The organism is Bosea sp. 685 (genome assembly GCF_031884435.1).
Taxonomy (GTDB): domain Bacteria; phylum Pseudomonadota; class Alphaproteobacteria; order Rhizobiales; family Beijerinckiaceae; genus Allobosea.
Map to the genome: position 1 here is coordinate 727,597 of NZ_CP134779.1, position 24,806 is coordinate 752,402.

8 protein-coding genes and 1 pseudogene are annotated in these 24,806 nt (G+C 64.9%); 1 reads left to right on the forward strand and 8 read right to left on the reverse strand.

The window, feature by feature from the left end; genetic code table 11:
• Position 1 precedes the first annotated feature (1 nt).
• The 8 genes and pseudogenes from RMR04_RS04495 to RMR04_RS04530 form a co-directional block, all read right to left on the reverse strand.
• Positions 2 to 2,131 carry a site-2 protease family protein gene (locus RMR04_RS04495; protein ID WP_311913200.1) on the reverse strand — a complete coding sequence of 710 codons (2,130 nt, stop codon included), beginning with the start codon at positions 2,129 to 2,131 and terminating at the stop codon, positions 2 to 4.
• Positions 2,132 to 2,136: 5 nt separating this feature from the next.
• A complete protein-coding gene (locus tag RMR04_RS04500) occupies positions 2,137 to 3,501 on the reverse strand; it encodes an efflux RND transporter periplasmic adaptor subunit (RefSeq protein WP_311913201.1) in 1,365 nt (454 codons plus the stop codon).
• Positions 3,502 to 3,596: 95 nt separating this feature from the next.
• Positions 3,597 to 18,497, reverse strand: coding sequence for a tandem-95 repeat protein (locus tag RMR04_RS04505; protein ID WP_311913202.1), 14,901 nt, complete (start codon positions 18,495 to 18,497; stop codon positions 3,597 to 3,599).
• A 684-nt stretch (positions 18,498 to 19,181) separates the two neighbouring features.
• Positions 19,182 to 19,882: pseudogene (locus RMR04_RS04510) on the reverse strand (ABC transporter ATP-binding protein).
• Positions 19,869 to 20,657, reverse strand: a complete 789-nt coding sequence (locus RMR04_RS04515; protein WP_311913203.1) for an ABC transporter ATP-binding protein — start codon at positions 20,655 to 20,657, stop codon at positions 19,869 to 19,871. Before RMR04_RS04515 ends, RMR04_RS04510 begins: the two are co-directional and overlap by 14 nt.
• On the reverse strand, positions 20,654 to 21,601 hold the full coding sequence (locus RMR04_RS04520; protein WP_311913204.1) for a branched-chain amino acid ABC transporter permease: 948 nt from the start codon (positions 21,599 to 21,601) through the stop codon (positions 20,654 to 20,656). Before RMR04_RS04520 ends, RMR04_RS04515 begins: the two co-directional genes overlap by 4 nt.
• Positions 21,601 to 22,473: a branched-chain amino acid ABC transporter permease gene (locus tag RMR04_RS04525; protein ID WP_311913205.1), complete on the reverse strand. Its 873-nt coding sequence runs from the start codon at positions 22,471 to 22,473 to the stop codon at positions 21,601 to 21,603. Before RMR04_RS04525 ends, RMR04_RS04520 begins: the two co-directional genes overlap by 1 nt.
• 187 nt (positions 22,474 to 22,660) lie before the next feature.
• Positions 22,661 to 23,836: an ABC transporter substrate-binding protein gene (locus RMR04_RS04530; RefSeq protein ID WP_311913207.1), complete on the reverse strand. Its 1,176-nt coding sequence runs from the start codon at positions 23,834 to 23,836 to the stop codon at positions 22,661 to 22,663.
• Positions 23,837 to 24,132: 296 nt separating this feature from the next.
• Between RMR04_RS04530 and RMR04_RS04535 the strand changes: the two genes are divergently transcribed.
• Positions 24,133 to 24,792: a TetR/AcrR family transcriptional regulator gene (locus tag RMR04_RS04535; protein WP_311913208.1), complete on the forward strand. Its 660-nt coding sequence runs from the start codon at positions 24,133 to 24,135 to the stop codon at positions 24,790 to 24,792.
• The last annotated feature ends 14 nt before the right edge of the window (positions 24,793 to 24,806 follow it).

A 24,806-nucleotide genomic window follows, 5' to 3' on the forward strand; every position in this document is an offset into this window, starting at 1 on the left:
GCTAGGCACCGCTCTCGCGGATCGCGATCGCCAGAAACGACCTCCAGATGCGGGCGGCGATGCTGAGCGCCTCGCCGCGCAGGATCACATCGCCACGCAGCACCCGGGTGACCGGCGGCTCCTGGCCGACAATGGCGAGCTTCACCCGGTAGATCGTCCGATCGGGGACCAATTCATTCTGCTTTTGAGCTCTGACCGGAATGGGGCCGCCCATGGTGGAGGCGAGATACGGATCCGGCAGCATCCGGGTGCTGGCCCGCGCGATCTCGACGATGCGCAATCTGTATTCCAGCCGCGTATCGGCTTCGGCGAAGAACGTCGCGCTGTCTCCGATCGCGATGCGGTCGAGATCGGCTTCATCGACATAGGCGTCGACGCTGACGCCGGTTGGATCGACGATCGACATCAGGCGCGATTTCGCCGCGATCCAGGTGTCGGGCTCCAGCGCCTCGGCCACGTCGACGATCCTGCCCGAGGCCGGCGCCGGCACCTGAAGGCGTGATTTCTGGTCGATCAGCGCGGCATATTCGGCGCGCGCCGCCTCGTATTCGCGCTCGGTGACCTGGCTGCGCGCCAGCATCTCGGGCGTTGCGCCCCTGGCGCCGAGCTGCCAGCCGAGGACGTCGATTTCGGTCCGCGCCCGCCCGAGGCGGTAGTCGATGTCGGGCGAGGTCAATTGCGCCAGCAGCATGCCCTTAGTGACGGTATCGCCATGCTTGACGGCGATCGTGCCGATGCGGGCGCCGAATTCGGGCGCGAAGATGTCGACATGCTGCTGGCTCTTCATCAGCGCCGGCGCCTCGATCGCCGAACGCCAGGGCGCCAGCAGCAAGGCGAGAGCCAGGAGCGCAGCAATGCCGGTCGCGAATATCCTGGGGCCGGGACGGATATCGCCACGCCGGCTCCACCAGACCCTTGCTTCCCTGACGACCGGCCAGAGAACGAAATAGCCGATCTCGACGATCATCATCGCGACGCCCAGGATCTTGATGGCGAAATGATAGACGATCACCGCGATGCCCATGAACAGGGCGAAGCGATAGGCCCAGGTCAGGAAGGCGAAAACGACGAGCAAGCGCCGCCGCCGCAGCGGCATCTCCTCGGGAACGGGATCGCCGAGGCCCAGCAGCGTTTCCCGCATCGACCATTGCGCCAGTGCGAAGGCGCGGGCGTGGAGATTGGGAATCTCCAGCCAGTCGGAGAGGACATAATAGCCGTCATAGCGCATGAACGGGCTTGCGTTGAGAAGGATGGTGGTCAGCCATGTCGATGTGGCGACAAGGAAAGCGACGCTTCGTGCCGGCCCATTCGGCAGGAGACCCCAAGCGCATAGCGCCACTGCGGCGCAAGCCAGCTCGGCCATGACCCCGGCCAGGCCGATGGCGAGGCGCTGCTTGCGCTTGGCCAGCTTCCAGGCCTCGTTCACATCGGTATAGAGCACGGGAACCATGACCAGCAGCGCCAGCCCCATGGTCGGGATGCGGCAGCCGAAGCGCTTGGCCGTATAGGCATGGGCCAGTTCGTGCACGATCTTCAGGCAGGCCAGGGTCAGCCCGAACCCGACCGCGCCCTGGACCGAGAACAGATCGACGAAGGTTCCCAGGAAGACGTCCCATTGACGCGAGGCGGAGATGATTCCGATGATCCCGAGGGCCATGACGACCAGCGCCAGAAGCGGCGTGAACAGCCAGCGCAGATAGGGATAGGTCGCTGTCAGGAAGCGATCCGGCCGCAGCAGGGGAATGCGCACGAACAGGTAGTTATGCAGCAGCCACTGGCCCCAGCTGCCGCGTTGCCGCTGTGCCTTCCCGAGCAGGCCGATCGTCGCCTGCGGGCTCGTTGCGCGCAGCAGATCGAACCCGAACAGGAAGCGCACCAGATCGTCCACGTCCTCCTGCTCGATGCGAAGCGTGGTCTCGGCCTCAACCCGCGCCATCAGCGCAGGGATCGTGCCGCTGTCCCAGCGCGAGAGCAATTCGAACTCGAGCCAGCCCAGCCGGTAGAAGCGGTTGCAGGAGGGATCATGCAAGGTCCAGGTCGGAGAGCCGTCCAGCGCGGTCGGACCGGGGAAAACCGCGATTTCCTCGCGTAATGGCAACAGATCGGCGGTGGGAGCTGCCTGGGCGGCCATCGCCGTCAAAAGCCCACCAGTTGACGCGCTGCGGCAAGCGGGCGGCGCAGCAGGTAGTAGAACAGCGTGACGCGCTCGCCATAGAGTTTCGCGGTTCCCTTGAGGCCGATGCGCGGCGGCTGGGTTCCGGCGGCGAGCTTCGCCTTCAGGCGGTAGCCGAGCAACCCGCTGGGCGACTGGGTGGCCTCGTAGCTCGCCTGGCGCAAGCTCGCATGCACGGGAGAGCCGGGCGAGACGTTCAGGAAGAAATCGACATCCGCATCGGGCTTCAGGGTGATCGCATCCGACACCGGCAGCCAGATTTCGAGTTCGGCCTGGTCGGGATCGGCGATCTCCAGCAGTTTCTCGCCGATCGCGACCGGCCGGCCGGTCCAGGTATTGGGATCGTCGAACAGGGCAAGGCCGCTCCGGCTCGCGGTGATCCGGACGCGGTCGAGCAGCGATTTGGTATAGCTGACATCGGCTTGCCGCTGCTCCATGCGGCCCTTGAGCACGGCGAGCAGGGAGCGGCTCTTGTCGTCGAACACGGCCTGCTGCGCCGCTTGGCGGTACTCTGCCTCCGCCACCGCCAGAGCCTTGGCGGCGACCTCGAGCTTGTTCTCGATGGCGCGCCGATCCAGCACGAGAAGGGCTTGTCCCTCCCGAACCTGTTCGTTGGGCTGGACCTCGAAATGATCCACCACGCCTTCGAGCGGCGCGCGCACGATGGTGGGTTGGAACGGCACGACCTCCGCCGGAGCCAGGGCCGATAATGTCACCGGCAGCCACATCAAGCCGAAGACGGCGGCTGCAAGCGCCAGCTTGAGCAGCCCGCTGCGGCGGCGCAGCGCGGCGAAGAAGCGCTGCTGCCGGCCGCGTTGAAAATTCGCCCAGGCATAGGAATAGCCATCGGCCAGTTCCTGCATCAGATGACGGTCGCCCTCGCTCCAGGGGTTTTCCCGCGCGAACAGCAAGGTGCCGAGCGCCGATTGGCCTTCGGTTCGCAGTGGCACCATGAGACCGTGAGCCGGGAGCCATTCCGCCCAGGCCTTGCCCAGCTCACCCTCGAGATCCCCGCCATCGACGGCCCTGATGCTGTCGCGCCCCTCGTCCTGCTCCAGGACTGAGAGCGCCCGGCCGAGCCACAGCATGAAGGGGGCATTGCGCTCGGCGACGGCAACGCCGGAAACCGTCACGACCTTGCCGACCCCGCGCGCATCGCGCCGCCACAATGCAGCCTGGCGGTAGGGCAGCAAAATATGGGTTTCATTGACCATGACGAAGGCGAGCTCCTCGGCGGAGGCAGCGCGCCGCGCCCGCTTGAGAAGCTGGATCAGCGTGCCCAGTCCGAAAAGCTGGGCGTCCAGGGAACTCGGCGCGACGTTCAGCATGGAGCTCGATCTTAAGGTGTCATCCGCCATCTGGAACGCTTGACCCTGCGTCTGGCCCGCTCCTGTTCTAGTCCCATTCCCTTAAAAAAGCGCGCTCAGCGGCTTTGCTGAAAACTCGCCAGCAAAGCCTGGCGCTGCATCTCCAGCGAACGCCATCCGACTGAGGCGAATTGTTCGCTCAACCCGGCGCGACCGCTGGCGGGGCGCTCGTTCATATCGACATGCCGTAACGTATCCCCGCTGACATCTCGCGCGGCCGCCGCGATGGCGGCGCGCTCGGGCGAGGCGCCATGCAGGCCGGCCTGGAGGTGAAGCCCGTAGCCGCGATCCATCAAATCCAGGTTCCAGCCCTGTTTGTCCGGGCGGGGGCTCAGATCGATCGTAAAGTTCGTGACTGCGATATTTCCCTTCGAATCCCGAACCAGAATCTGCACGGTGATGGTTTTCGAGGGAGCTGGAATGGTCTTGCTCGTGCCGGTGTTCCGGTCCGCGGTCGGCGGCAGGGCGCCGGTGTGGAGCTCGTAGTCCAGCGACGGGTCGGGTGCGAGGCTGGCCACCGCTCCATCGGGAGGCAAGCCCCTGAAGGTTCCCGTCGTGGCATCGAATCTCAGCCAGTCGGGGAGCGGATCGCCATTCGCCTGCCGGACGACCAAGGCCGCGATATCGCCCCCGAGCGGGGCCTCGAGGGCTTCGATCGCGAGCTTGATCTGGATCGACGCGTCCGCCGTCGTCAGCAACTGCGGATCGGTATCGATGACGTAGAAATGGGATCCGCTGCGGCTGCTGATGACGCTGTCGCCGTCCGTCGCGCCGAGGAACGATATCACCGGCTGACTGCTGGTCGTCGAACCCAGGAAGATCGCGGAATGATCCGGTGTGGCGCGGCCGGTATCGCCGAACATATGCGGCGGAATGATCAGGCCGTCGACAGTGAGCGTGGTCGTCGCGACCGTGCTCCGGTTGTTGACGGCGGCGCCATCATCGACGCTCCAGACAATGACACGGCTTCCGTTCGCCTGCGTGGTGGAAAGGAACGTCACGCTCGCCAGGGCCGCCTGGTAATCGGCGACCGATGCCGTGCCGCTCAGGGTCAGCACGCCGGTTGCGCTGTCGTAATGGCCGGTGATGCCGCCGCGATCGACGAAGCCAAGCCGGTCATCGGCTGAGGCGAAGCCGCCTGCGATCGCGACCTGCGCGCCCGATAGCGTCAGGCTGTCCACGTCGCGGATCGCAATAGTCGGATCGATGGCGAGCGGCTGGCCGGTATTGGCGTCGAAGCCCGACGCGGCCGCCGCGGTCACGACCGGGGCATCGTTCACGGCGGTGATGCCGAGCGTCGTCGTTTTGGAGGCGCTGAGATTCGAGGACGAGGCGCCGTCGTTCAAAGTCCAGGTCACGATCCGCGTCGGCTGCGTCGCGAATTGATCGGGATTGTCGCTGGTGGAGTTGAACGTCACCGAGCGCAGGACCTGCTGGTAATGCGCCAGCGTGTCGACGCCGCTCAGCGTCAGGGTTTCCGTCGCGACGTCGTAGTTCGCCGTGATCGCAGTTCCCGCCACCGTGGCGGCCAGTACATCGCCGTCACCTGCAAAGCCGCCGGTGATCGCAACCGAGGCCGTAGCCAGGGTCTGGCTGTCGACATCGGACAGGACGAGACCCGGCGAGAGCGCGACCGGCCCGCTCTTCTCCGTGAAGGAGGCCGTGGTCGCGGGCGCGATAGTCGGCGCGTCGTTGACCGCGGTGATGGCGATGATGCCGGTCGCTGCGGTGCTCAGATTGGTATGGGCCGTGCTGGTTTGGTCGAGATCGGTCACCGATACCGTCACGGTGCGGGAGAGATTGGCGCCGAAATTGGTCGGGTTGTCGCTGGCGGTGACGTAGGCGACCGAGCGCAGCACCTGCTGATAATCAGCCAGCGTGTCGATGCCCGCAAGCGTCAGCACGCCGGTCGCCGCATCGTAGTTCGCGATGATCGCGGTGCCGGCGGTGTCGGCGCTCAGCACATCCCCGCTGCCCGGGAAGGCACCGCCCGTGATCGCGACGGTCGCGCCGGTAAGAAGCGTGCTGTCGACATCCGACAGGGCCAGCCCCGGCGAGAGCGTCACCGGCAATCCATTCTCCGTGAAGGGAATATTGGCGGCGACCGAGGAGAGCACCGGCGCATCGTTGACCGCGTTGACCGTGATCGACACCGTCGTTGCGGCGCTCGGCAAGGTGCCGTCGCTGGCATGATAGACAAAGGAGTCGGGGCCGAAATAGTCGGCGTTCGGCGTGTACTGGTATGAGCCGTCCGGATTGAGCACGAGCACGCCATGGGCCGGGCCGGTATCGAGCACTGCGGTCAGCGCGCCGCCATTGACGTCGCTGTCGTTGGCGAGCACGCCATTGGCGGCCGAGACGATCAGGATCGTGTCTTCATTGGTCACGGCCGTATCGCTGCCGGCGACCGGCGCTGCGTCCGTCACCGCAATGGTGAAGCTCTGCTGCGTGAACGATCCGCTCGGATCCGAAGCCTTGATCGTGATCGAGTAGCTGCCGCCGCTGCTCTCGAAATCGACCTTCGAGGCATCCGCGATCGTGACGACGCCGGTCGCCCCGTCGATCGCAAAGCGACCACCGGCATTGTCCGACAGGGAATAGGTGACCGTGCCGCCATTCACGTCGGTGGAGGCCGCGGTCACGCCGACAAGCGTTCCGCTCGCCGCGCCTTCCAGGACGGTGTTCGCCGTGGCGTTGCCGTCCACCGGCTGCGAGGGCGCGACGTCGGTCAGGTTGATCGTGAAGCTCTGCGTGGTGAAGGCTCCGCTGGGATCGGCTGCCTGCACGATGATCTGATGCGAGGTTGCCGTCTCGAAATCGAGCAATGCCCCGTTGGCGACCGTGACGACGCCGGTCGCGCCATCGATGGCGAAGCGGCCGCCGGCATTATCCGTCAGCGAATAGGTCACCGTGCCGCCGTTGATGTCGCTCGATGCGATCGACAATCCGGCAACGACCGTGCCGTTCGCCGCGCCTTCCGCCACCGTATTGGCCGTGGCGTCGCCATCGGCCGGCTGCGAGGGCGCGATATCGGTCACGCCGATGGTGAAGCTCTGCGTCGTGAAGGCTCCGCTTGGATCGGTCGCCTGCACGACGATCTTGTGCGAAATCGCCGTCTCGAAATCGAGCAGCGCCGCGTTCGCGACCGTGACGACACCCGTCGCGCCATCGATGGCGAAGCGGCCGCCGGCGTTATCCGTCAGCGAATAGGTCACCGTGCCGCCATTGACGTCGCTCGATGCGATCGACAATCCCGCAACCACGGTTCCGTTGGCGGCACCTTCCGCCACCGTATTGGCGGCGGCATTGCCGTCCGCCGGCTGCGAAGGCGCCGCATCGGTCACGGCGATCGTGAAGTTCTGCGTCGCGAATGCGCCGCTCGGATCGGCCGCCCGCACGGTGATCTGATGCGAGGTCGTGGTCTCGAAGTCCAGGAGAGCGCTGTTATTGACGGTGACGACGCCCGTCGCCGCGTCGATCGCAAAGCGTCCGCCAGCGTCATCCGTCAGCGAATAGGTCACCGTGCCGCCATTGATGTCGCTGGAGGCAGCGGTGATGCCGACCGGGGTTCCGTTCGCCGCACCCTCGACGACCGTATTCGCGCCGCCATTGCCGTCGACTGGCTGGGATGGCGCGACATCGGTCACGTTGACGATGAAATCGGAGGTGGTCGATCCGCCCTTGCCGTCGCTCGCCTGCACCGTGATCGCGGTGGTGTGGGTGGGGTTGCTTTCATAGTCGATCTTGGTGCCGTCCAGCACCGAGATCACACCGGTGACGGGATCGATCTGGTAGGCGACCGAGCCGCGGCCGACGATCGAATAGGTGATCGTGTCGCCACTATCGGCGTCGGTGGATTTTGCCGTCACACCGATCGTGGTCCCCGCCGCCGCTCCTTCCGCGACCGTGTTGATGGCTCCATTGGTGTCCGTCGGTGCGCTTGGCGGCGTGTTCCTGGTGATCGTGATGTGGGAGACCGCGCTGGATGCCGGGGTCGGGCCGGTATGCCCCTGGTCGTCGAGGATCACGGCCACATCGACGGCGCTGTTGGAGGGCGAGGTGAAAGTCAGGCCGCCGCTGGCGATGAACGCATTCAGGTCCGTGAGCGATCCGACCAGCTGGATCGTGCCGGTGGCCGAACCGGTAATCGTAACGCCTGAACCGGACGACGCCGCGAAGGTGCCGCTGGCGGAGCTGAAGGTCGCCTTTTCCTGACCGCCACTGGCGTCGGGATCGTTGAAGCTGACGCCGAAGATGGTGACAGGCACGCTGGGCAGGCCCGGCAGCGTCACTGGGGCCGTGATCGTCGGCGCGTCGTTGACGGCCGTGATATTGACGGTGGTCGCGGCCGCAGCGCTGTCGACAGTGGTGTCGTCGGTGACGACCCAGTTGATCGTCCGCGAAGCCTGCGTGCCGCCGACCGTCGGGTCGTCATTCCCCGTATTGGCGAAGGTTATCCGAGACAAGACGGTTTGGTAGTTTGTCTTTGTATCGAGGCCCGTCAGCACCAGCACGCCGTTGCCATAGCTGGCGATCGTGATCTGGGTGCCGGTGGTGTCGGTGTTCAGCACGTCGCCTGCGACGAAATTCGCGATGGTGACGGTCGCGCTGGTCAGGTTCAGGCTGTCGGCATCGGAGATGGTGACACCGCTATCCAGATAGATCGGCGCCGCCTGCTCGGTATAGCCCACCGTATTGCCGGCCGTGACGACCGGCGCGTCGTCCACCGGCGTGACATGAACGGTCTGGGTGGCGCTGTCCGTCAGCCCGCCGCCGCCGACATTGCCGCCATCGTTGAACGTCAGGGCAATGACGCGGTCAGTCGATCCGGGACTGTCAGACGCGCTCAGGAAGCCGAATGCGGCGGCAAGCCGGTTGATCTCGGCGGGCGTCGCGAACGCGGTCAGCCCCGTCACCGAGACCGTCGTCGTTCCAAGGCCGGTGATCACGCCGATGGTATTGCCGCCATCGCTTAGGACCGTGCCCGCGACGGTAAATCCGGAGCCGGCGAGCAGGACGATCTGGTCTCCGGCCGCGCTTCCCGAGGTAATGGCAAGCGTCAGGCCGCCGCCGGCGAAATTGGCCGGGCTGTCGGGATCGGTGATCGTCTCGCCGACGAATAGCGGCGTCGCCGCCGCGTTCTCGGTGTAGGAGACATCGCCCGGCGCGTGCGGCGACAAGACCGGCGCGTCGTTCACCGGCGTCACCGTGATGGTCACGGTCGCGACCGCCGGGACATTGCCACGATCATCGCTGACCCGGTAGGTGAAGCTGTCGGTGCCGTAGAAATCCGTGTCTGGCGTATAGGTGAAGGATCCGTCGGCGGCGAGAACCACCGCGCCATGAGCCGCGCTGCTGACCAGCGTCGCGCCGGTGATCTGGGCGAGGGGGTCGACATCGCTGTCATTGGCAAGCACGCCGGGCCCGGCGACGCTGAGAACCGTCTCTTCGGAGGTGGTGTAGGAATCATTGCCCGCCGATATCGGGCTGGTCGCGACGTTGATCGTGACGGTCGCGACATTGGACTGCAGCGCCCCGTCGCTTGCCCGGTAGGTGAAGTAATCGGCCCCGGAGAAGCCGAGATTCGGCGTATAGGTGAAGGTACCGTCCGGATTGAAGGTCAAGGCGCCATGGGCGGGGCCGCTGACGACGGCCGCTGTCAGCGCGGCATGGCTGGTATCGACATCGCTGTCGTTGCCCAGGACGCTTGCCCCGGTGACGACGGCGCCCTGGGTGCCGGAATAGGTGTCGCCGACCGCAACCGGCGCATCGTTGACCACTGTGATGTTGATCGTGGCGCTGGCCGTGCCGGATTTGGCGCCGCCCGATCCGGCATTGCCGCCGTCATTGACCGCGAGCGTCAGCGTCGTGCTGGCGCTCGGGGTGTCGCTCGCATTGGTATAGCTGAGCGTGCTGGTCGCATCGGTTCTGAGCAAGGCGTTGATCTGCGCCAGCGTGCCCTTGATCGTCACCGACGAGGTTCCGGTTCCGCTGACGCTGGCGCCGCTCGATCCGGCCGTCACAGCGAGCGTGCCCTCGCCGACAGACAGGGTCACGGTCTCGATCGCGCTGCCGCCATCGACGTCGCCAACTGTCAGGCCCTTGGTCTTGAGATTGAGCGTGGTCTGCTCGGTGGCGCTGAAGGGCGAGCCCGGAATCGTCGCGGTCGGGGCGTCGTTCACGGCGGCGATGAAGATCGTTGCCGTATCGATCGCCGTCAGGTTGCCGCTATCCTTCACCGAGAAGGTCAGCGTCGTGTGGCTGGCCGGCGTATCCAGATTGTCGATATAGCTGACCGTGCTGGAGGCGTCGGTGTTCAGCAGGGCATTGATCTGTGCCAGCGTGCCGGTGATGGTCACCGTCGCGGTGCCGCTATTGGTGACGGTCGCGCCGCTGCCGCCCGCGGTGATGGTGAGCACGCCTTCGCCGACCGAGAGCGTCGCCGTCTCGATCGTGTTGCCGCCATCGACATCGGCGGCGGACAGGCCGGTGTTCTTCAGCGACAGCGCCGTCTGCTCGGTCGCGTTATAGCTGGTGAGCGCGATCGCATCGGTCGGCGCCTGATTGCCGGATACGACGAACACCCCGGTCGGATAGTCGTAAGGCGAGGCCGCCGTGCCGAAATCCCCGCTCGGATCGCCGCCTGGCTGCAGCCCCAGCGCGATCGACGAAGCATAGGTCAGCGTCTTGCCGTCGGCGCTTACCGTATAGGCTTCGACCTTCTGGCTGACATAGTTCGTGAACAGGAACTGGTTCGTCGTGGTGCTGAACGTCATGCGGTCGAGGCTGGCGCTATTGGCTCCGCCGGAAATCGTAACGAGCGAAGGCGCCGCGCCGCCATTGGCGCTGAACTCATACATTTTCTGGCCGGTGGGGGAGCCGTTCACGACCGGGGACACAAACGTATAGATGTTGTTGTTATTCGGATCATAGGTGAGGTCGTAGGCGAAAGTGCCGGTATAGGTATGGTAGTCGAACACCGGCAGCCAGTTCGCTGGCGTCAGCGCCGTGACCGCATGCGTTGCAAGGTTCAGCGAATAATATTGGAACGTGCCGGTCCAGGTGGTGTAGGTCACCGCCTCGAAATAGAGCATGCCGTTGACCGGTTGCTGCGCCATGTATCCGGTCTGGGTGCCGGTCCTGGTATCGGTATAGGTCGGATCATAGGTGAGCACCGCGGTCTTGTTGCTGAGCGCGCCGGTCGTCGTGTTGTAGGTGAAGCTGAAGATGCCGTTATTCGCCGCCAGGCCCGTCGCCTCGTAATTGGCGTTCTGGGAGATGTAGAGCGTATGGGTGGCTGCATCGATCGCCACGTCCATAATGGCAGCGCCATTGCGCCAATCGCCGTCCGGGTTGGTGTAGACCAGCACCGGCGCGGCTGAACTGTTGAGATGCCCGACGAAAATGCTGCCGCTGTCGTTCGTGCCTGAGGCCGTGGCTTTGATGAAATAGAGGCCGCTTGCCACATCGACGACGATGTTCGACGGGTTCGTGATCGGCGATGGCAGCGCGTTGACGAGCCCGGTATCCTGGAAAATCGTTGCGAGGTTGGTACCGTCCAGATTGACGGATTTGATGCTCGTATCCGCGACGATGCGCTGCGCATTGGCGGCGTTGCCGGAGTTCGTGTTTCCGTTTCCGGTCGTCGAGACGTAGATCTGATCGGAGGATGGCGTTCCCGATACGATCGCCGTCACCGAGAGGGTGACGGTCGTGACCGAGGACTGGGCCGAGCCGTCGCTCGCCCTATAGGTGAAGGAATCGGTGCCAGTATAGCCGGTCGTCGGCGTGTAGACGAAGGAGCCGTTGGCGTTGAGCGTCAGCGAGCCATGCGCAACACTGGCGACGAGCGCCGCGGTCAGCGTGCTGCCCTCGGCGTCGCTATCGTTGGAGAGCACGCCGCCGGCTGCGGGGGCGGTCAGGGCCGTATTGAGGCTGGTGGTGTAGCTATCGGCGACCGCGACCGGCGCAGTGTTGACGCCGGTGATGCTGATCGTCGCATTGGCGCTTGCGATCAGAGCGCCGCCGCCGCTATTGCCGCCATCGTTGATCGACAGCGTCAGCACCGTATTCGCGCTCGGGTTCACCGTGTTGTCGATATAGGAGACCGTGCTCGTCGCGTCGGAGGCCAGCAGCGCGTTGATCTGCGCCAACGTGCCGGTGATGGTGACCGTCGAGGTGCCGCTATTGGTGACCGTCGCGCCGCTGCCGCCCGCGGTGACGGTCAGCACGCCTTCGCCGACCGACAAGGTCACGGTTTCGATGCCGCTATTGCCATCTATATCGCTGACCGCAAGCCCGCTATTCTTCAGGTTGAGGCTGGATCCCTCCGTTGCGCTGTAGCTCGGCAGGATGGTCGCGACCGGCGCGTCGTTGACCGGCGTGAGGGTTATCACCGCCGTATCGGTGGCGGTCCTGGCGCCGCCGGAACCGGTATTGCCGCCATCGTTGATCGCCAGGGTCAGCGTCGCGCTCGCCGCAGGGTTGCGGTTGGTGTCGATGTAGCTGACCGTGCTGCTGCCGTCCGAGGACAGCAGCGCGTTGATCTGCGCCAGCGTGCCGGTGATCGTCACGGAGGACGTGCCGCTATTGGTGACTGTCGCGCCGCTGCCGCCGGCAGTGACGGTGAGCGTTCCTTCCGTCACCGACAGGGTCACGGTTTCGATGCCAGTGCCGCCGTCGATGTCGCTGACCGAGAGGCCGGTGGTCTTCAGATTGAGCACGCTCCGCTCGGTGGCGGCATAGGTCGCGGGCGTGATCGTCGCGACCGGCGCGTCGTTGACCGCCGCGATGTCGATGGTCGATGTCGCGGATGCGGAGAGATCGCCGCCGCCGGTGCTGCCATTGTCGTGGACCGTCAGGGTCAGCGTCGTCGAGGCGCTCGGCGTGTCGGTGTTGTCGTTGTAGAGGACCGTGCCGGTGCTGGTGTTCAAGAGCGCGTTGATCTGCGCGATCGTGCCGGAGAAGCTGACCGAGCCGGTGCCGTTGCCGGAGATGCCGGTGACGCCGCTATTGCCGGCGGTGATCGTGATGATGCCTTCGCCGACCGACAGCGTCGCGGTCTCGATGCCGCTATTGCCGTCGACATCGCTGACGGAGAGGCCGGTATTGCGCAGGCTAAGATTGACCTGTTCGGTCGCGGCGTAATGCGCGCCCGGGCTGGTAGTGACAGGCGCGTCATTGGTCGGCGTGATGGTGATGGTCGCGGTATCGCTGCCCGTCAGCGCGCCGCCCGTGCCGGTATTGCCCTGATCGTTGACCAGCAAGGTCAGCGTCGTGCTGGCGGCCGGATTATCGGCGTTGTCGATATAGGACAGATCGCTGGTGCCACCGATGCCAAGCAAGGCGTTGAGCTGCGCCAGCGTGCCGTCGACGATGACCGAGGAGGAGCCATTGCCGGAGACGATGGTGACGCCGCTATCGCCGGCGGTGACGGTGAGCGTGCCTTCGCCGACCGTCAGCGTGATCCGCCCGACGCCGCCGGCGCCGTCGATATCGCTGACCGCAAGCCCGGTTCCCTTGAGCGTCAGGGGCAGCTGTTCGGTGGCTGCATAGGTCGTGGGCGTGATCGTCGCGACCGGCGCGTCGTTCACCGCCGCGATGTCGATGGTTGATGTCGCGGATGCGGAGAGATCGCCGCCTCCGGTGCTGCCATTGTCGTGGATCGTCAGGGTCAGCGTCGTCGAGGCGCTCGGCGTGTCGGTGTTGTCGTTGTAGAGGATCGTGCCGGTGCTGGTGTTCAAGAGCGCGTTGATTTGCGCGATCGTGCCGGAGAAGCTGACCGAGCCGGTGCCGTTGCCGGAGATGCCAGTGATGCCGCTATTGCCGGCGGTGATGGTGATGTTGCCTTCGCCGACCGACAGCGTCGCGGTCTCGACGCCATTATTGCCGTCGACATCGCTGACCGAGAGACCGGTGTTGCGCAGGCTGAGATTGACCTGCTCGGTCGCAGCGTAATGCGCGCCAGGGCTGGTAGCGACAGGCCCGTCATTGGTCGGCGTGAGATGAATCGTCGAGGTCGCGGCGATGCTGGCATGGTTCGCGGTCTGTCCGTCATCCACGACGACGGAGATGCTGCGGTCGGTGACGTTGGGGTTCGACGAGGTATCGGAATAGGCCACGGCCTGCAGCGCGGCCTGCCATTGCGCGAAGCTCGCGCCGGCGGCCGAAGTCAGGGTCAGCGCGCCTCCTGTGAAAGTGCCGGCGACGATGTCGCCGGTATTGGCATTGGCGGTGAAGGCGAGCAGGTCCTCGCCCGCCTGGACATTCGTGATCGTGATCGTGGCGGATTTCAGCAGCGTGGTGTCGGGATCGGTGATGGAGACATTGGCCCCCACGATCGCGACCGACGGGCTCTTTTCGGTGAAGCTCGCGCTGGTGCCGGTGCCGGCGGCCGTGCTGTCGAGATCGATCACGGGCGGAAGATTCTGGATCAGCCCGATATCGAGCGTGTTGTTGGTGTCGTTGCCGGTGCCCGCGGTCGGCTCGTTGTTATAGGAGAGCGTGATCGCCTTGGTGGTGACCGCGCCGCCCGTGATCGGCTGGCCGTCATTGTCGTTGTCGACATTGCCGTTGGGATCGGTGGCGACGCTGGACGATGCGGTGTTGTAAGTCGCAAGCGCGTGGCCGGCGGTGAAATTGCTGGCGTCGACCTGGACGATGTAATCGCCTGGTGCGAGACCGTTGAAGGCATAGAGCCCGCCGCCCGCGGTTGTCGTCGTCGCGATCGTGGTGTCGCCGGCGTCGAGGATGCCGTTATGATTGGTGTCGTCGAACAGGCTGAGCGTCACGCCGTTGATGCCACTGTCGCCCGCATCGAAGACGCCATTGTTGTTGGCGTCGGTGTAGACGAGATTGCCGAGCGAGAGCGAATCCAGCGTCGTCGTCACCGTGTTGGTGCCGACGTTCGAGAAGCCGGTCCCGGACACGGTGCCGGTGTTCACGGGATTGACGATGAGCCTGTCGCTCTGCGCATCGACCGTGGACTGGTAGGTGATGGTGACCGACTTGCCGCTCGGCAAGGCTCCGATGGCGATCGGGCCGAGCAGGAAATCCACCGAGGCGATCGCGCCTGGCGTGGCGCCATCGGCTTCGCCCGCTATCGGCGCACGGCGCTCGCCGGGAACCAGGTAGCCATACATCAGGCTGTCGCGACTGGCCGCGCCATAGCTGTCACTGAGGCCAAGTTCATGACCGAGCTCGTGCTCGACGGTGGTCAGGAGATCGATCTTGCCGGCCGGCGCGAGGTTCGGGTTGGTCTGCTCGCGTGTCGCGCTCAACAGATTGGGGAATTCGGCGCTGTCGCCCGGCGTCGTATCGACGAACCAGCCGACACCGGCGGCGTTGTCGTCGAGGGTGACATGGCCGTTGCTCGCCTGTCCTAGCGTGACGCCGCCGAGATCGGCGATGGAGAAGCTGACGCTGTGCAGATAGGCGATCTGTTCGGCTGTGAGGCCGGTGGCCTCCCATGCCGCGATGGCGGCGGCGACGGTGGAGTCGAGTTGGGCTTGAGTCAGCGGGCCGTCGGCTGCCGGTGTGGATGTCGCACCGGTATCGGCGGGCGCGGATGTGTCGGGCGTCGTCGTATCCGCAGGCGCAGCCTGCACCCCGCCCGGGGCGGCGAGCAGGGGCAATGGATTGGTTGTCGGTAGCGGCGCTGCGCCTTGACCGAACAGCACTGTGCCACTGATGCTGAATTTGGTCGGATCGGTGGAGTTGTTGGCGTTATCCAGCTCCGTCGCCGTATTGCCGGCTGTCGCTACGTTCTGAGTTAGCTTTACTGTACCAAACGACTCCTTGATTCGAACGAATTGTCCGTTACCGGCTTGTCCGGCTATATTAGAGAAGTGATTGTTGGAAATATTGGCAAAGATCGTCGGGAATGGCCCTGCCCCGGGCGGGTTGGCGATATCTGTTACTTGATTGTCCTGAATGGTGATGGCGCGGCTGCCATTAATATGCTGGATTGTGTTATTGGTGATGGTGATATCGGTTTCGCCGCCGCCGGTGGCCAGGCCACCGAGGCCGACATTGACGCTGATGCCCGGCGCGGTGGCGATCTGCGAGATCGTGTTGCCGTCGATCAGATACTTCCCGTTGATGGCGCCTTCATTCTGAATGCTGATACCATTACCAACCGTGGATCCAGAATTTGTAACGGCGTCATTGCCGATAATGTTGTTCTTGATGGTTCCGTTGACCGTCCGATTGAACGGAGCATTGCCATTGTCGAAGTGATTGATGGCGGTAGACCGCTGCCCGATGAATGTATTGTTCTCGATATCGAAGATCAGCGAAGTCGCTGCCGGATCAGTGGAGACATCGACGCCCGCATTGTTGTTGGTGAACGTGGCATTCGAGACGTTCACGGTCATGCTGGTGCCGCCGGAATTGGCGAAGATGCCCGTGCCGGTGATGACGTGCGTGGCGTCTGACACGGTATTGCCGGTGAAGCTGCCGCCGCTGACGGTCAGGCCCATCACCGACGTGCCGAGGCCGAGGAAGTTGACGAGATTGCCATGCGGAGAGGTGGCGTTGCCATTGATCGCGAGGCCGTTGGCGGAAATCGTATTGTTGATCAACTGCAGGTTGGTCAGCGTACCGCTACTGTTGCTGATCTGAATTTCGAACTCTTCGTTGTTGCTAATCGTCGAGTTGCTGATGGAGGTCGCGTGCGCGCCGTTTGAAGCGGTGCCTGTGAGCTGCGTGAGGTTGATGCCTGACTCGTCGGTCGCGGCGTTGTCGCCGTTGCCAGTAATCGTGAGATGATCGAGCACGAGGCCGTTGACGTTCGAGCCGCCGATGCCGTCGCCTAAATTGTTGGTGATGTTCATGTAGGCGAGATTGACGTCTTGGGTATTTGTCAGGTTCACGCCGTCGCCGGTCGACCCGTTGATGATGCCTCCGCTGCCGGTGGTTCCGGTTCCGGTTACCGCGAGATGGCCGCTTGTGCCGGTGGTATTGAGGATGATGCCGGCACCAGCGCCGGCGCCCGACGAAATGCTCTGGAACGTCAGGTCGGCGGCACCGATCGTGACATGATCGACGCTGAGCGCCGTGCCGCTCGTGCTCGACAGAAAATTCGTGCCCGTGGCCGTCACCGTGCCGCTGGTCGAGAGACCAAGCGCCGTGCCGGCGCCGGTGGTCACGCTGACGTCCTTGAGCGTCAGGGTGCCGACGGCGCTGCCGGTGATGCCGTTGCCGGAACCGGATTCGGTGATGTTGATGCCGCTGATGGTGTTGTTGGCGTTCAGCGTGACCGCCGTGCCCGACGATACCGAGAACGTCGCATTGCTGGTCGAAGCGCCGACTGCGTGGCCGTTGACGCTGGTGAGGCTTGAGCCGTCGCCCAGCAGTTGCTCGCCGCTGGCGAGCGTGATGCCGCTGGCCGCAGAATAGGTCGAACCGCTATTGGTGACGAAGATGGTGTCGTTGCTCGGGCTGAAGCCCGCCGCGGCCGTCACCGCCAAGCCCACCGTCTGGTAAGCGTGGCCGAAGCTGCCGTCGCCGCCGGCGGCGGCCGCACTGTCGACATACCAGACCGGGTCGGTCACCGTCAGCGTCACCGTACCGGTGACGTTGCTGTTGAGCCCTTGCGCGTCGTGGGCGGTGTACTGGAAGGTCGCGGTGCCGCTGTAACCCGTGGTCGGCGTATAAGTGAAGGAGCCGTCGGCATTCAGCGACACCGTGCCATGCGTGTTGGCGTTGGTGATGACGTTGATCGCGGTCAGGCCGGAATGTGCGCCATCGGGGTCGATATCGTTGGCGAGCACGCCCTGGGCCGCGCTGAAGCTGATCGGCGTGTTGCCGACGATGCCGCCATAGGCGTCGTCGAAGGCGATCGGGGTGATCGTGGTCGTGCCGGCGACGGGCGTCAGGCCGTTGGTGGTCTCGCTCAGCGAAACGCCGGTGGCGTCGGTGCCGTTATTGGTGATCGTGACCGTGGTCGTGACCGTATCGCCCGGGTCGATCTGGCCGTCGCCGTCCAGATCCGTCGACAGCACCGTGGTCTGGTTGGCGCTGATCGTCGGCAACAGATCGTGGTAGTTTTCCAACGCGGCAGCGGTGAAGGCAACTTGCGCCTGGATCGGGCCGGTGCTGGCGTCGAGCGTCCAGCTGCCGCCGAGCGCGGCGTCGCCGACATCATGCGTGGAGGCGGCGATATCGGCGCCGCCGGTATAGCGGGAGAGGTCGGCGATGAACTGCGCGCCGGCGCCCTGCGCCACGTCGCAGGCATAGAGCAGGATGTCGCCGCCGGGCGCGAGCGACGCGCCGATGCCGGCCAGAGCGCTCGCATGCGAGGCGAGGCTCGCTTCCGTCAGGTCGATCGAGCCCAGATGCAGGTCGCCGGAGCCGCCATGGCTGACGATCTGGATCGAGGACAGGTCATGGAAATTATTCGCCGCGATGATGTCGGCGATCTGCTGCACGCCGTCCTTCTCGGCATCGAGCACGAAGACCTTGTCGCCCGGCTTCACGCCGTCGATCAGCGTCTGGATATCGGGGACCTTGGAATCGATGAAGACGAGATCGTGGACCGCGCCGCCGGCGGGTGCGGCGGTGCTGCTGGCATCGAGCGAGGACGAGGTGGTCTTCGCCGTTTCCGAGACGGTCTGGGGAGGCGGGGAAGGCGTCTGCACGTTCGGCGGCGTCGCGGCCGGCTGATCCTGCGACGACGGCGCGGATGAGGATGATGCAGGCTCCGGATTGCCGGAATTGCTCACCGCATGATGCTGCTGATGGCGCTCTGCCGCCGTGATCGCAGCGTGGTCACTGCTGGCGTTAGGATCATGATGCGCGCCGGCTGCGCCGACGGTCGCGGCAGCGGCGGCGTCGTACATCATGCGCGGCTCCAGCGCCATGATGCCGATCGAGCGGCGACGTTTACGAGGAGGGCCGGAATCCGAAGGCGTTTGCACGCGTTTGCGTCCAAACCAGCCAGACTTGACGTCGGACATCCATGCCTCCTGTCCGACGGCGACAAGAGCCTTGGCGGCAGGGAGCTACCAGCAGGCTGCAGGACGAACTGAGCCATCGGACGCTCGCCTATCGTTAAGGTATCATTAAATTTTTGAGCGCACAATTTTTGGTTTACGCTTGGTTAATGCTCGCAGGGGCCAGTAATCGCCGGCTGCAACCTGTCTCGACCGCCAGGTCCGCGGCGCCTTAATCCTTTGCCGACTGATCATTCGGCGCCTGGCGTTTTCGGCCGTGCGAATACCGATGGGCGCTGGGCTTGGCCGGAGAGGCGGGATCGAGCTGCCCGGCGGACCACTCGTCCCGCGGCGTCAGGACATCGGAGTGCTCATGCGCAGGCATCCTGCAAACGGGAAACCTGCGTGCTTGCGGATGACGATGCGCTGCGGGCCAGCGAGGGAACTCAGCCGGGGCGATGGTCGCTGCCGAGCTCGGCAGTGGCACCGGCCCCTGCCGACCGGGGCGATGGAGACCCCTTGCACGGCCGCTATCCCCACGAGCTCGTGATGGAGCGCTTCTGGGCTGCGATGGTGGGCAGGAAGACGTCCTGGGCTCTCGCGCACTCCTCCGGGCAATCCGACGGTGTCCCGATATCACGTTCAAATCAGGCCATCGCACGGATCCGCCGAGGCTTCGACGGCAGCATTCCTGATAGGAAACTCCGGTCAAAGCCCGAGATACGCGGCCCGCATCTTGGGATCGGCCAGCAATGACTGGGCAGCGCCTTGATGAACCATTTTGCCGGTCTCCAGCACATAGCCGCGATCGGCGATGGCCAGGGCTGCCGAGGCATTCTGCTCGACCAGGAGGATCGTCATTCCCTGATCCCGCAGCGAGACGACGGCATTCAGGATCTGGTCGACCAGCAGCGGCGCGAGGCCCAGCGACGGCTCGTCGAGCAGAAGCAGCTTCGGCGCGGCCATCAGGGCGCGAGCGATCGCGAGCATCTGCTGCTGCCCCCCGACAGGCTCATCGCCGGTATGGCGCGCTTCTCCCTAAGGATCGGGAACATTGCATAGGCCTGGGCGAGCCGCTCAGTGAGGCCGGCATCCTGTCTGCGGAAGGCGCCCAGGCGCAGATTGTCCTCGACGCTGAGCGGGCCGAAGACCTGTCGCCCCTCGGGCGACTGCGCGATGCCGAGCCCGACACGGGTGTGGGCGGGCATGCGCTCGATCGGCCGCCCCTCGAACAGGATGCGCCCTCCCGTCAGCGGCTGCACGCCGGAGATCGTCCGCAGCAGCGTCGTCTTGCCGGCGCCGTTCGAGCCGACCAGCGCGACGATCTCGCCCTGCGCCACGGTCAGGCTGACCTCATGCAAAACCGCGATTCGGCCATAGGCCGAGGACAAGCCCTCAACCGTGAGCACGATCGGCCTCCCTGCTGCCGTGATCGCCGAGATAGGCCGCGATCACGGCCGGATCGTCGCGGATCGTGCGCGGCGTCCCTTCCGCGAGCGGGCGGCCCTGCGCCAGGACCAGGATCCGGTCGGAAATCTTCATCACCAGCTTCATGTCATGCTCGATCAGGACGACGGCCGTGCCTGACCGGGCGATCTCGACGATCAGCGCATCGATCGCCTCGGTCTCGATGGCGTTGCAGCCGGCCGCCGGCTCGTCGAGCAGGAGCACCTTCGGCTCGGCGGCGAGCGCACGCGCGATCTCCAGGCGCTTGAGCGCGCCATAGGGCAGCGAGCCGGCATTGGCGTCGGCGTGGGCGGCAAGGCCGACACGCTCCAGCAAGGCGAGGGCGGCGTCGCGGGTCAGGCGGTTCTGCCTGGTGACATTGGGCAGGCCGAGAAGGTCCGACAGGAACGACGAGCGCTCAGTGAGATGGCGGCCGACCATGACGTTCTCGATCGTCGTCATCCGGAAAAAGATCTGCAGGTTCTGGAAGGTTCGCGCCATGCCGCGTCGCACCAGGAGATGCGGGGACAGTCCGATCATCGATTGCCCATCGAGCCGCACATCGCCCCTTTGCGGGCGGTAGATTCCCGTGACGACGTTGAACAAGGTGGTCTTGCCGGCGCCATTGGGGCCGATGATGGAAAACACCTCGCCCGGCGAGACTGAAAAGCCGACGCCATCCACGGCGACGACGCCGCCGAAGCTGATGCCGAGGTCGGAGACGCTGAGCAGGCTCATGACAGTCGCTCCGCAAGCCAGTTGCGCAGCGACGGCACGATCCCGGTCGGCAGCACGATCATGAAGACCATGATCAGCAGGCCCAGTACGGCCTGCTCGTATTCCTGCAAGGAGGTCAGCACTTGGGGCAGAACGATCAGGAACGCCGCACCGACGACCGCGCCGAGAACGGAACCGAGACCGCCGATGATCACCATCGCGACGAACTCGACCGAATGCATGAAGCTCGCGGCATCGGGCGTGATCAGGCCGTTCATGCAGGCAAGCAATCCACCGGCGATGGCAGCATAGATGGCCGCAGTCACGAAGGCGGCGAGCTTCTTGGCCGCGACATCGACACCTGCGCCCGCTGCCGCGACCTCACTGTCGTGCACGGCGCGCAGCGCCCGGCCGGACGGGCTGTCGGCGATGTTGAGCGCAATCCAGGCTCCGACGAGCAGCACGCCGGCGCTGACCCAGTACCACTGCATGGCGCCAGCGATGCGCCAGCCGAACACCGTGAGACGCGCCACCGCCATGCCGTCAGGTCCGCCCGTGACCGCGCTCTCGCTCTGGAAGATCAGCGCCAGGATGAGGCCGAAGCCGAGCGTCGCGATGGCGAGGTAATAGCCCTTCAGCCGCAGGATCGGGCGTCCGACGACATAGGCGATGACGCCCGACAATGCCGCAGCCAGAACCAGCGACAGCAGCGGCGAGAGGCCGAGATGGGTCGGGCCGATCGCCACGCCATAGGCGCCGATGCCGAGAAAGCCGGCATGACCGAGGCTGACCTGCCCGGCATAGCCCATCAGGATCGTCAGCCCGAGCGCGGCCAGCGCGAAAATCCAGACCAGCGCCGCCACGCGCAGATAGAAGGCCGAGGGGGCGATCAGCGGCACGATCGCCATCACCAGCGCCAAGACAGCGAGCGTCGCCCAGCGCGACTGCAATGCGCTCTTGAGCATCAGACGCGCTCCACGCTGCCGCCGCCGAACAGGCCGCGCGGCATGAAGAACAGCACCAGAAGGATGGCGAGGAAGGCGACGCCATCCTTATAGGTCGAGCTGATATAGCCTGCTCCAAAGGCTTCCATCAGGCCGATCAGGACGCCGCCGACCACGGCGCCGAGCGGATGGCCCATGCCGCCCACCATCGCCGCCGCAAAGCCCTTCAAGGCGAACAAGGTGCCGATATCGTAGCGCGTCAGCGTGATCGGCGTGACGAGGACGCCGGCGATCGCGCCGATGGCGGCGGAGACGCCGAAGGCGAGCGCGAGGATGACCTTGACGTTGATCCCGACCAGACGCGCCGCCAGGCGGTTGGCGGCGGTGGCGAGCACTGCCTTGCCGAGCAGGGTCCGTTCCAGGAAGAGATAGAGGGCGACAAACAGCACGATCGCGCCACCGACGACCCAGAGGCTCTGCGGCAGGATGGTCGCGCCGCCCAAAGCGATCGGGTCCGAGCCGGTGAAGGCGGGCAGCGAATGGAACTGCTTGTCGAAGACGATCTGGGCGACGCCCTTGATGAAGATAGAGGCGCCGATCGTGATCATGATCAGCGCGACCGGCGAGGCGCCGCGCGCCGGCTCGATCGCCAGGCGGTGCAGCAGCAATCCGACTGCCACCGCCGCCAGGATCGCGATGAAGGCGGCGAGCGGAAGGGACAGGCCAACTGCGGCCAGAAACACCGTGCCCATGCCGCCGATCATGACGAAGTCGCCCTGGGCGAAATTGATCACGTCGGAGGCGTTGTAGATCAACGTGAAGCCGAGTGCGACGAGGGCGTAGACCGCGCCGACCGTCAGGCCTGAGAAGAGCAGTTGCAGGAACTCGGCCATGGCGTCTCGCACATGATCTGGAGCGTTTTCAAGCGAAGTGGAATCCGGTTCGCATGAAGAAAACGCGTTAAAACAATGCGCTAGAGCTATTGAGCGATCCAGTTGGATCGGAAATTGCCCTAGCGCTGGGGCTGAATGCCGGGGCTATGCCCCGGCCGGGGACAGGGTTGACCAGGTCGGCTGCGCCTCAGCGCGCGCCGACCTCGACCCAGCCGCCGTTCCTGACTTCCAGCATCCGGAAGGACTCGGTGCCCAGTCCGAGATGGTCGGTCGCCGACATCGTGTAGATTCCGGTGACGCCGACATAGCCCTTGGTGGCTTCCAGCGCGTCGCGGATCTTCTGCGGGTCGGTGCCTTTGGCCTTCTGGATCGCCTCGACCACGAGTTGAATCCCGTCGAAGGCATAGCCGCCGAAGGTGGAGACGGGCTGGCCGACGGCCTTCTCGTAGGATGTCTTGTAGGCGGTCACCACCGCCTTCTGCTTGTCGGCATCAGCGAGCTTGTCGGCGACGAGCAGGGCAGGCGCCGGCAGCCTTATGCCTTCAGCGGCGGGGCCGGCGAGATCGATGAAGCTCTTCGAGGCGACGCCATGGCTCTGGTAGAGCGGCAGCCCGATGCTGAGCTGGCCGTAATTGCGCGTCACGATCGCCGGGCCCTGGCCGAAGCCGGGATTGACCACTGCCTGGAGTCCGGCGGTGTTCTTGATCTTGTTGAGCTGCGGCGTCATGTCGGAATCGGTCGCGCCATAGCTCTCATCGGCCACGATCGTGATGCCGTAATCCTTCACGACCCGCAGGCACTGGGCGCGCATCGACTTGCCGAAGCCGTCGGTGCCCGAGATCATGCCGATCTTGGTCAGGCTGCGCGCCTTCATGTCCTCGAAGATCTTTTCGCAGGCGGTCTTGTCGGTATGCGGCGTCTTGAACACGAAGCTGCGCACGGGCTCGATGATCTCGATCGCGCCGGCGACGGAGACGAACGGCACCTTGGCATCCTCGAAGACCGGGATCATCGCCATGGTCGTACCCGTCGTGGAACCGCCGACCATGGCGACGACCTTGTCGTCCTCGATCAGCCGCGTCGCGAAGGTGCGCGCCTTGTTGGCGTCGCCGCCATCGTCATAGAGCACGAGCTCGACCTGCCTGCCGAGCACGCCGCCCTTCTTGTTCAGCTCCTCGACATAGATCTTGAGGGTCTTCGCCTCCGGGTCGCCAAGGAAGGCGGCGGGGCCGCTTGCGGAAAGGACGGCGCCGATCTTGATCGGATCGGCGGCAAGAGCCGGCAGCGACAGCAAGGTTGTGACAGCAAGGGCTTGCAGCGCGGACGCGCGCAAGGACTGCCGTCCGAAGGCGGATTTCGTCATGGGGCGTTCCTCCAAGAAGGCCTGAGCTGGATCAAGCGCGGCGGTTGGCCCGCCGTTTTATTCCCATCGACATCGTAGCTGATGCCGATACGGTAGCAAGCTAAAATTAACCGGCCGATTGGTCAATCTTAAAAGCGAGATTTGAGCGTATCATTGATCGACCAGTCGGACAGTCTTTGATATCCAGAGACGACGGGACCGATTATGCAAGCTGGAAAGCGCAAGGCGGGACCCTCGGTATTGAGTCCGGCGAACAGGGCTGCGCTGGAAGCGACGACACAGGAACACGACACGCAATGGCTCGCACCCGCGCACAAGACTACGACGCCAAGCGGCAAACGATCCTGCAGCGCGCGGCTGAGCTCTTCGCCCAGTACGGCTATTCGGGAACCTCGATCACGATGATCGCGGAAGCTTGCGGGGCCTCCAAGGCGCTGCTTTACCATTATTACCCCGACAAGGTCGCGGTGCTGTTCGACATCCTGTTCGACCATCTCAACGATCTGGTCGCCGTCGTCGAGGACGCGGCTCGTTCGGCGAAAGATCCCCAGGAGCGCCTCTACGCCCTGTCTGCCGCCCTGCTGGAAGCTTATCGCGACGCGGACGCCCAGCATCAGGTGCAGATCGCCAATCTCAAATTCCTGAGCGACGATCGGCAGGAGACGCTGCGCGCTCTTGAGCGCCAGCTCGTGGCGATCTTCGCCGACACGATTGCCGAGACGGTCCCGGAGGTGGGGCAGGGGCCTCTGCTCAAGCCGCTGACCATGTCCCTTTTCGGCATGCTGAACTGGCACTATCTCTGGTTCCGCGAGGGCAAGGGCCTGTCGCGCCAGCAATACGCGTTGATGGCCTCGCAGCTCGTCACCGCCGGAGCTGCGGTTGCGGCAGAGGCCGTGGCGCCCACCACCGCCAGACCGCTTCGGCGTCAAGCTGCATCCGCCAAGCGTGGGGCGTGATGCAGCTTATCTGT

Bases quoted from the DNA above. Each gene is read 5' to 3' on its own strand.
- RMR04_RS04495 (WP_311913200.1), bottom strand. From the start codon at position 2,131: ATGGCCGCCCAGGCAGCTCCCACCGCCGATCTGTTGCCATTACGCGAG.
- RMR04_RS04505 (WP_311913202.1), bottom strand. From the start codon at position 18,497: ATGTCCGACGTCAAGTCTGGCTGGTTTGGACGCAAACGCGTGCAAACG.
- RMR04_RS04500 (WP_311913201.1), bottom strand. From the start codon at position 3,501: ATGCTGAACGTCGCGCCGAGTTCCCTGGACGCCCAGCTTTTCGGACTG.
- RMR04_RS04535 (WP_311913208.1), top strand. From the start codon at position 24,133: ATGGCTCGCACCCGCGCACAAGACTACGACGCCAAGCGGCAAACGATC.
- RMR04_RS04525 (WP_311913205.1), bottom strand. From the start codon at position 22,473: ATGGCCGAGTTCCTGCAACTGCTCTTCTCAGGCCTGACGGTCGGCGCG.
- RMR04_RS04530 (WP_311913207.1), bottom strand. From the start codon at position 23,836: ATGACGAAATCCGCCTTCGGACGGCAGTCCTTGCGCGCGTCCGCGCTG.
- RMR04_RS04520 (WP_311913204.1), bottom strand. From the start codon at position 21,601: ATGCTCAAGAGCGCATTGCAGTCGCGCTGGGCGACGCTCGCTGTCTTG.
- RMR04_RS04515 (WP_311913203.1), bottom strand. From the start codon at position 20,657: ATGAGCCTGCTCAGCGTCTCCGACCTCGGCATCAGCTTCGGCGGCGTC.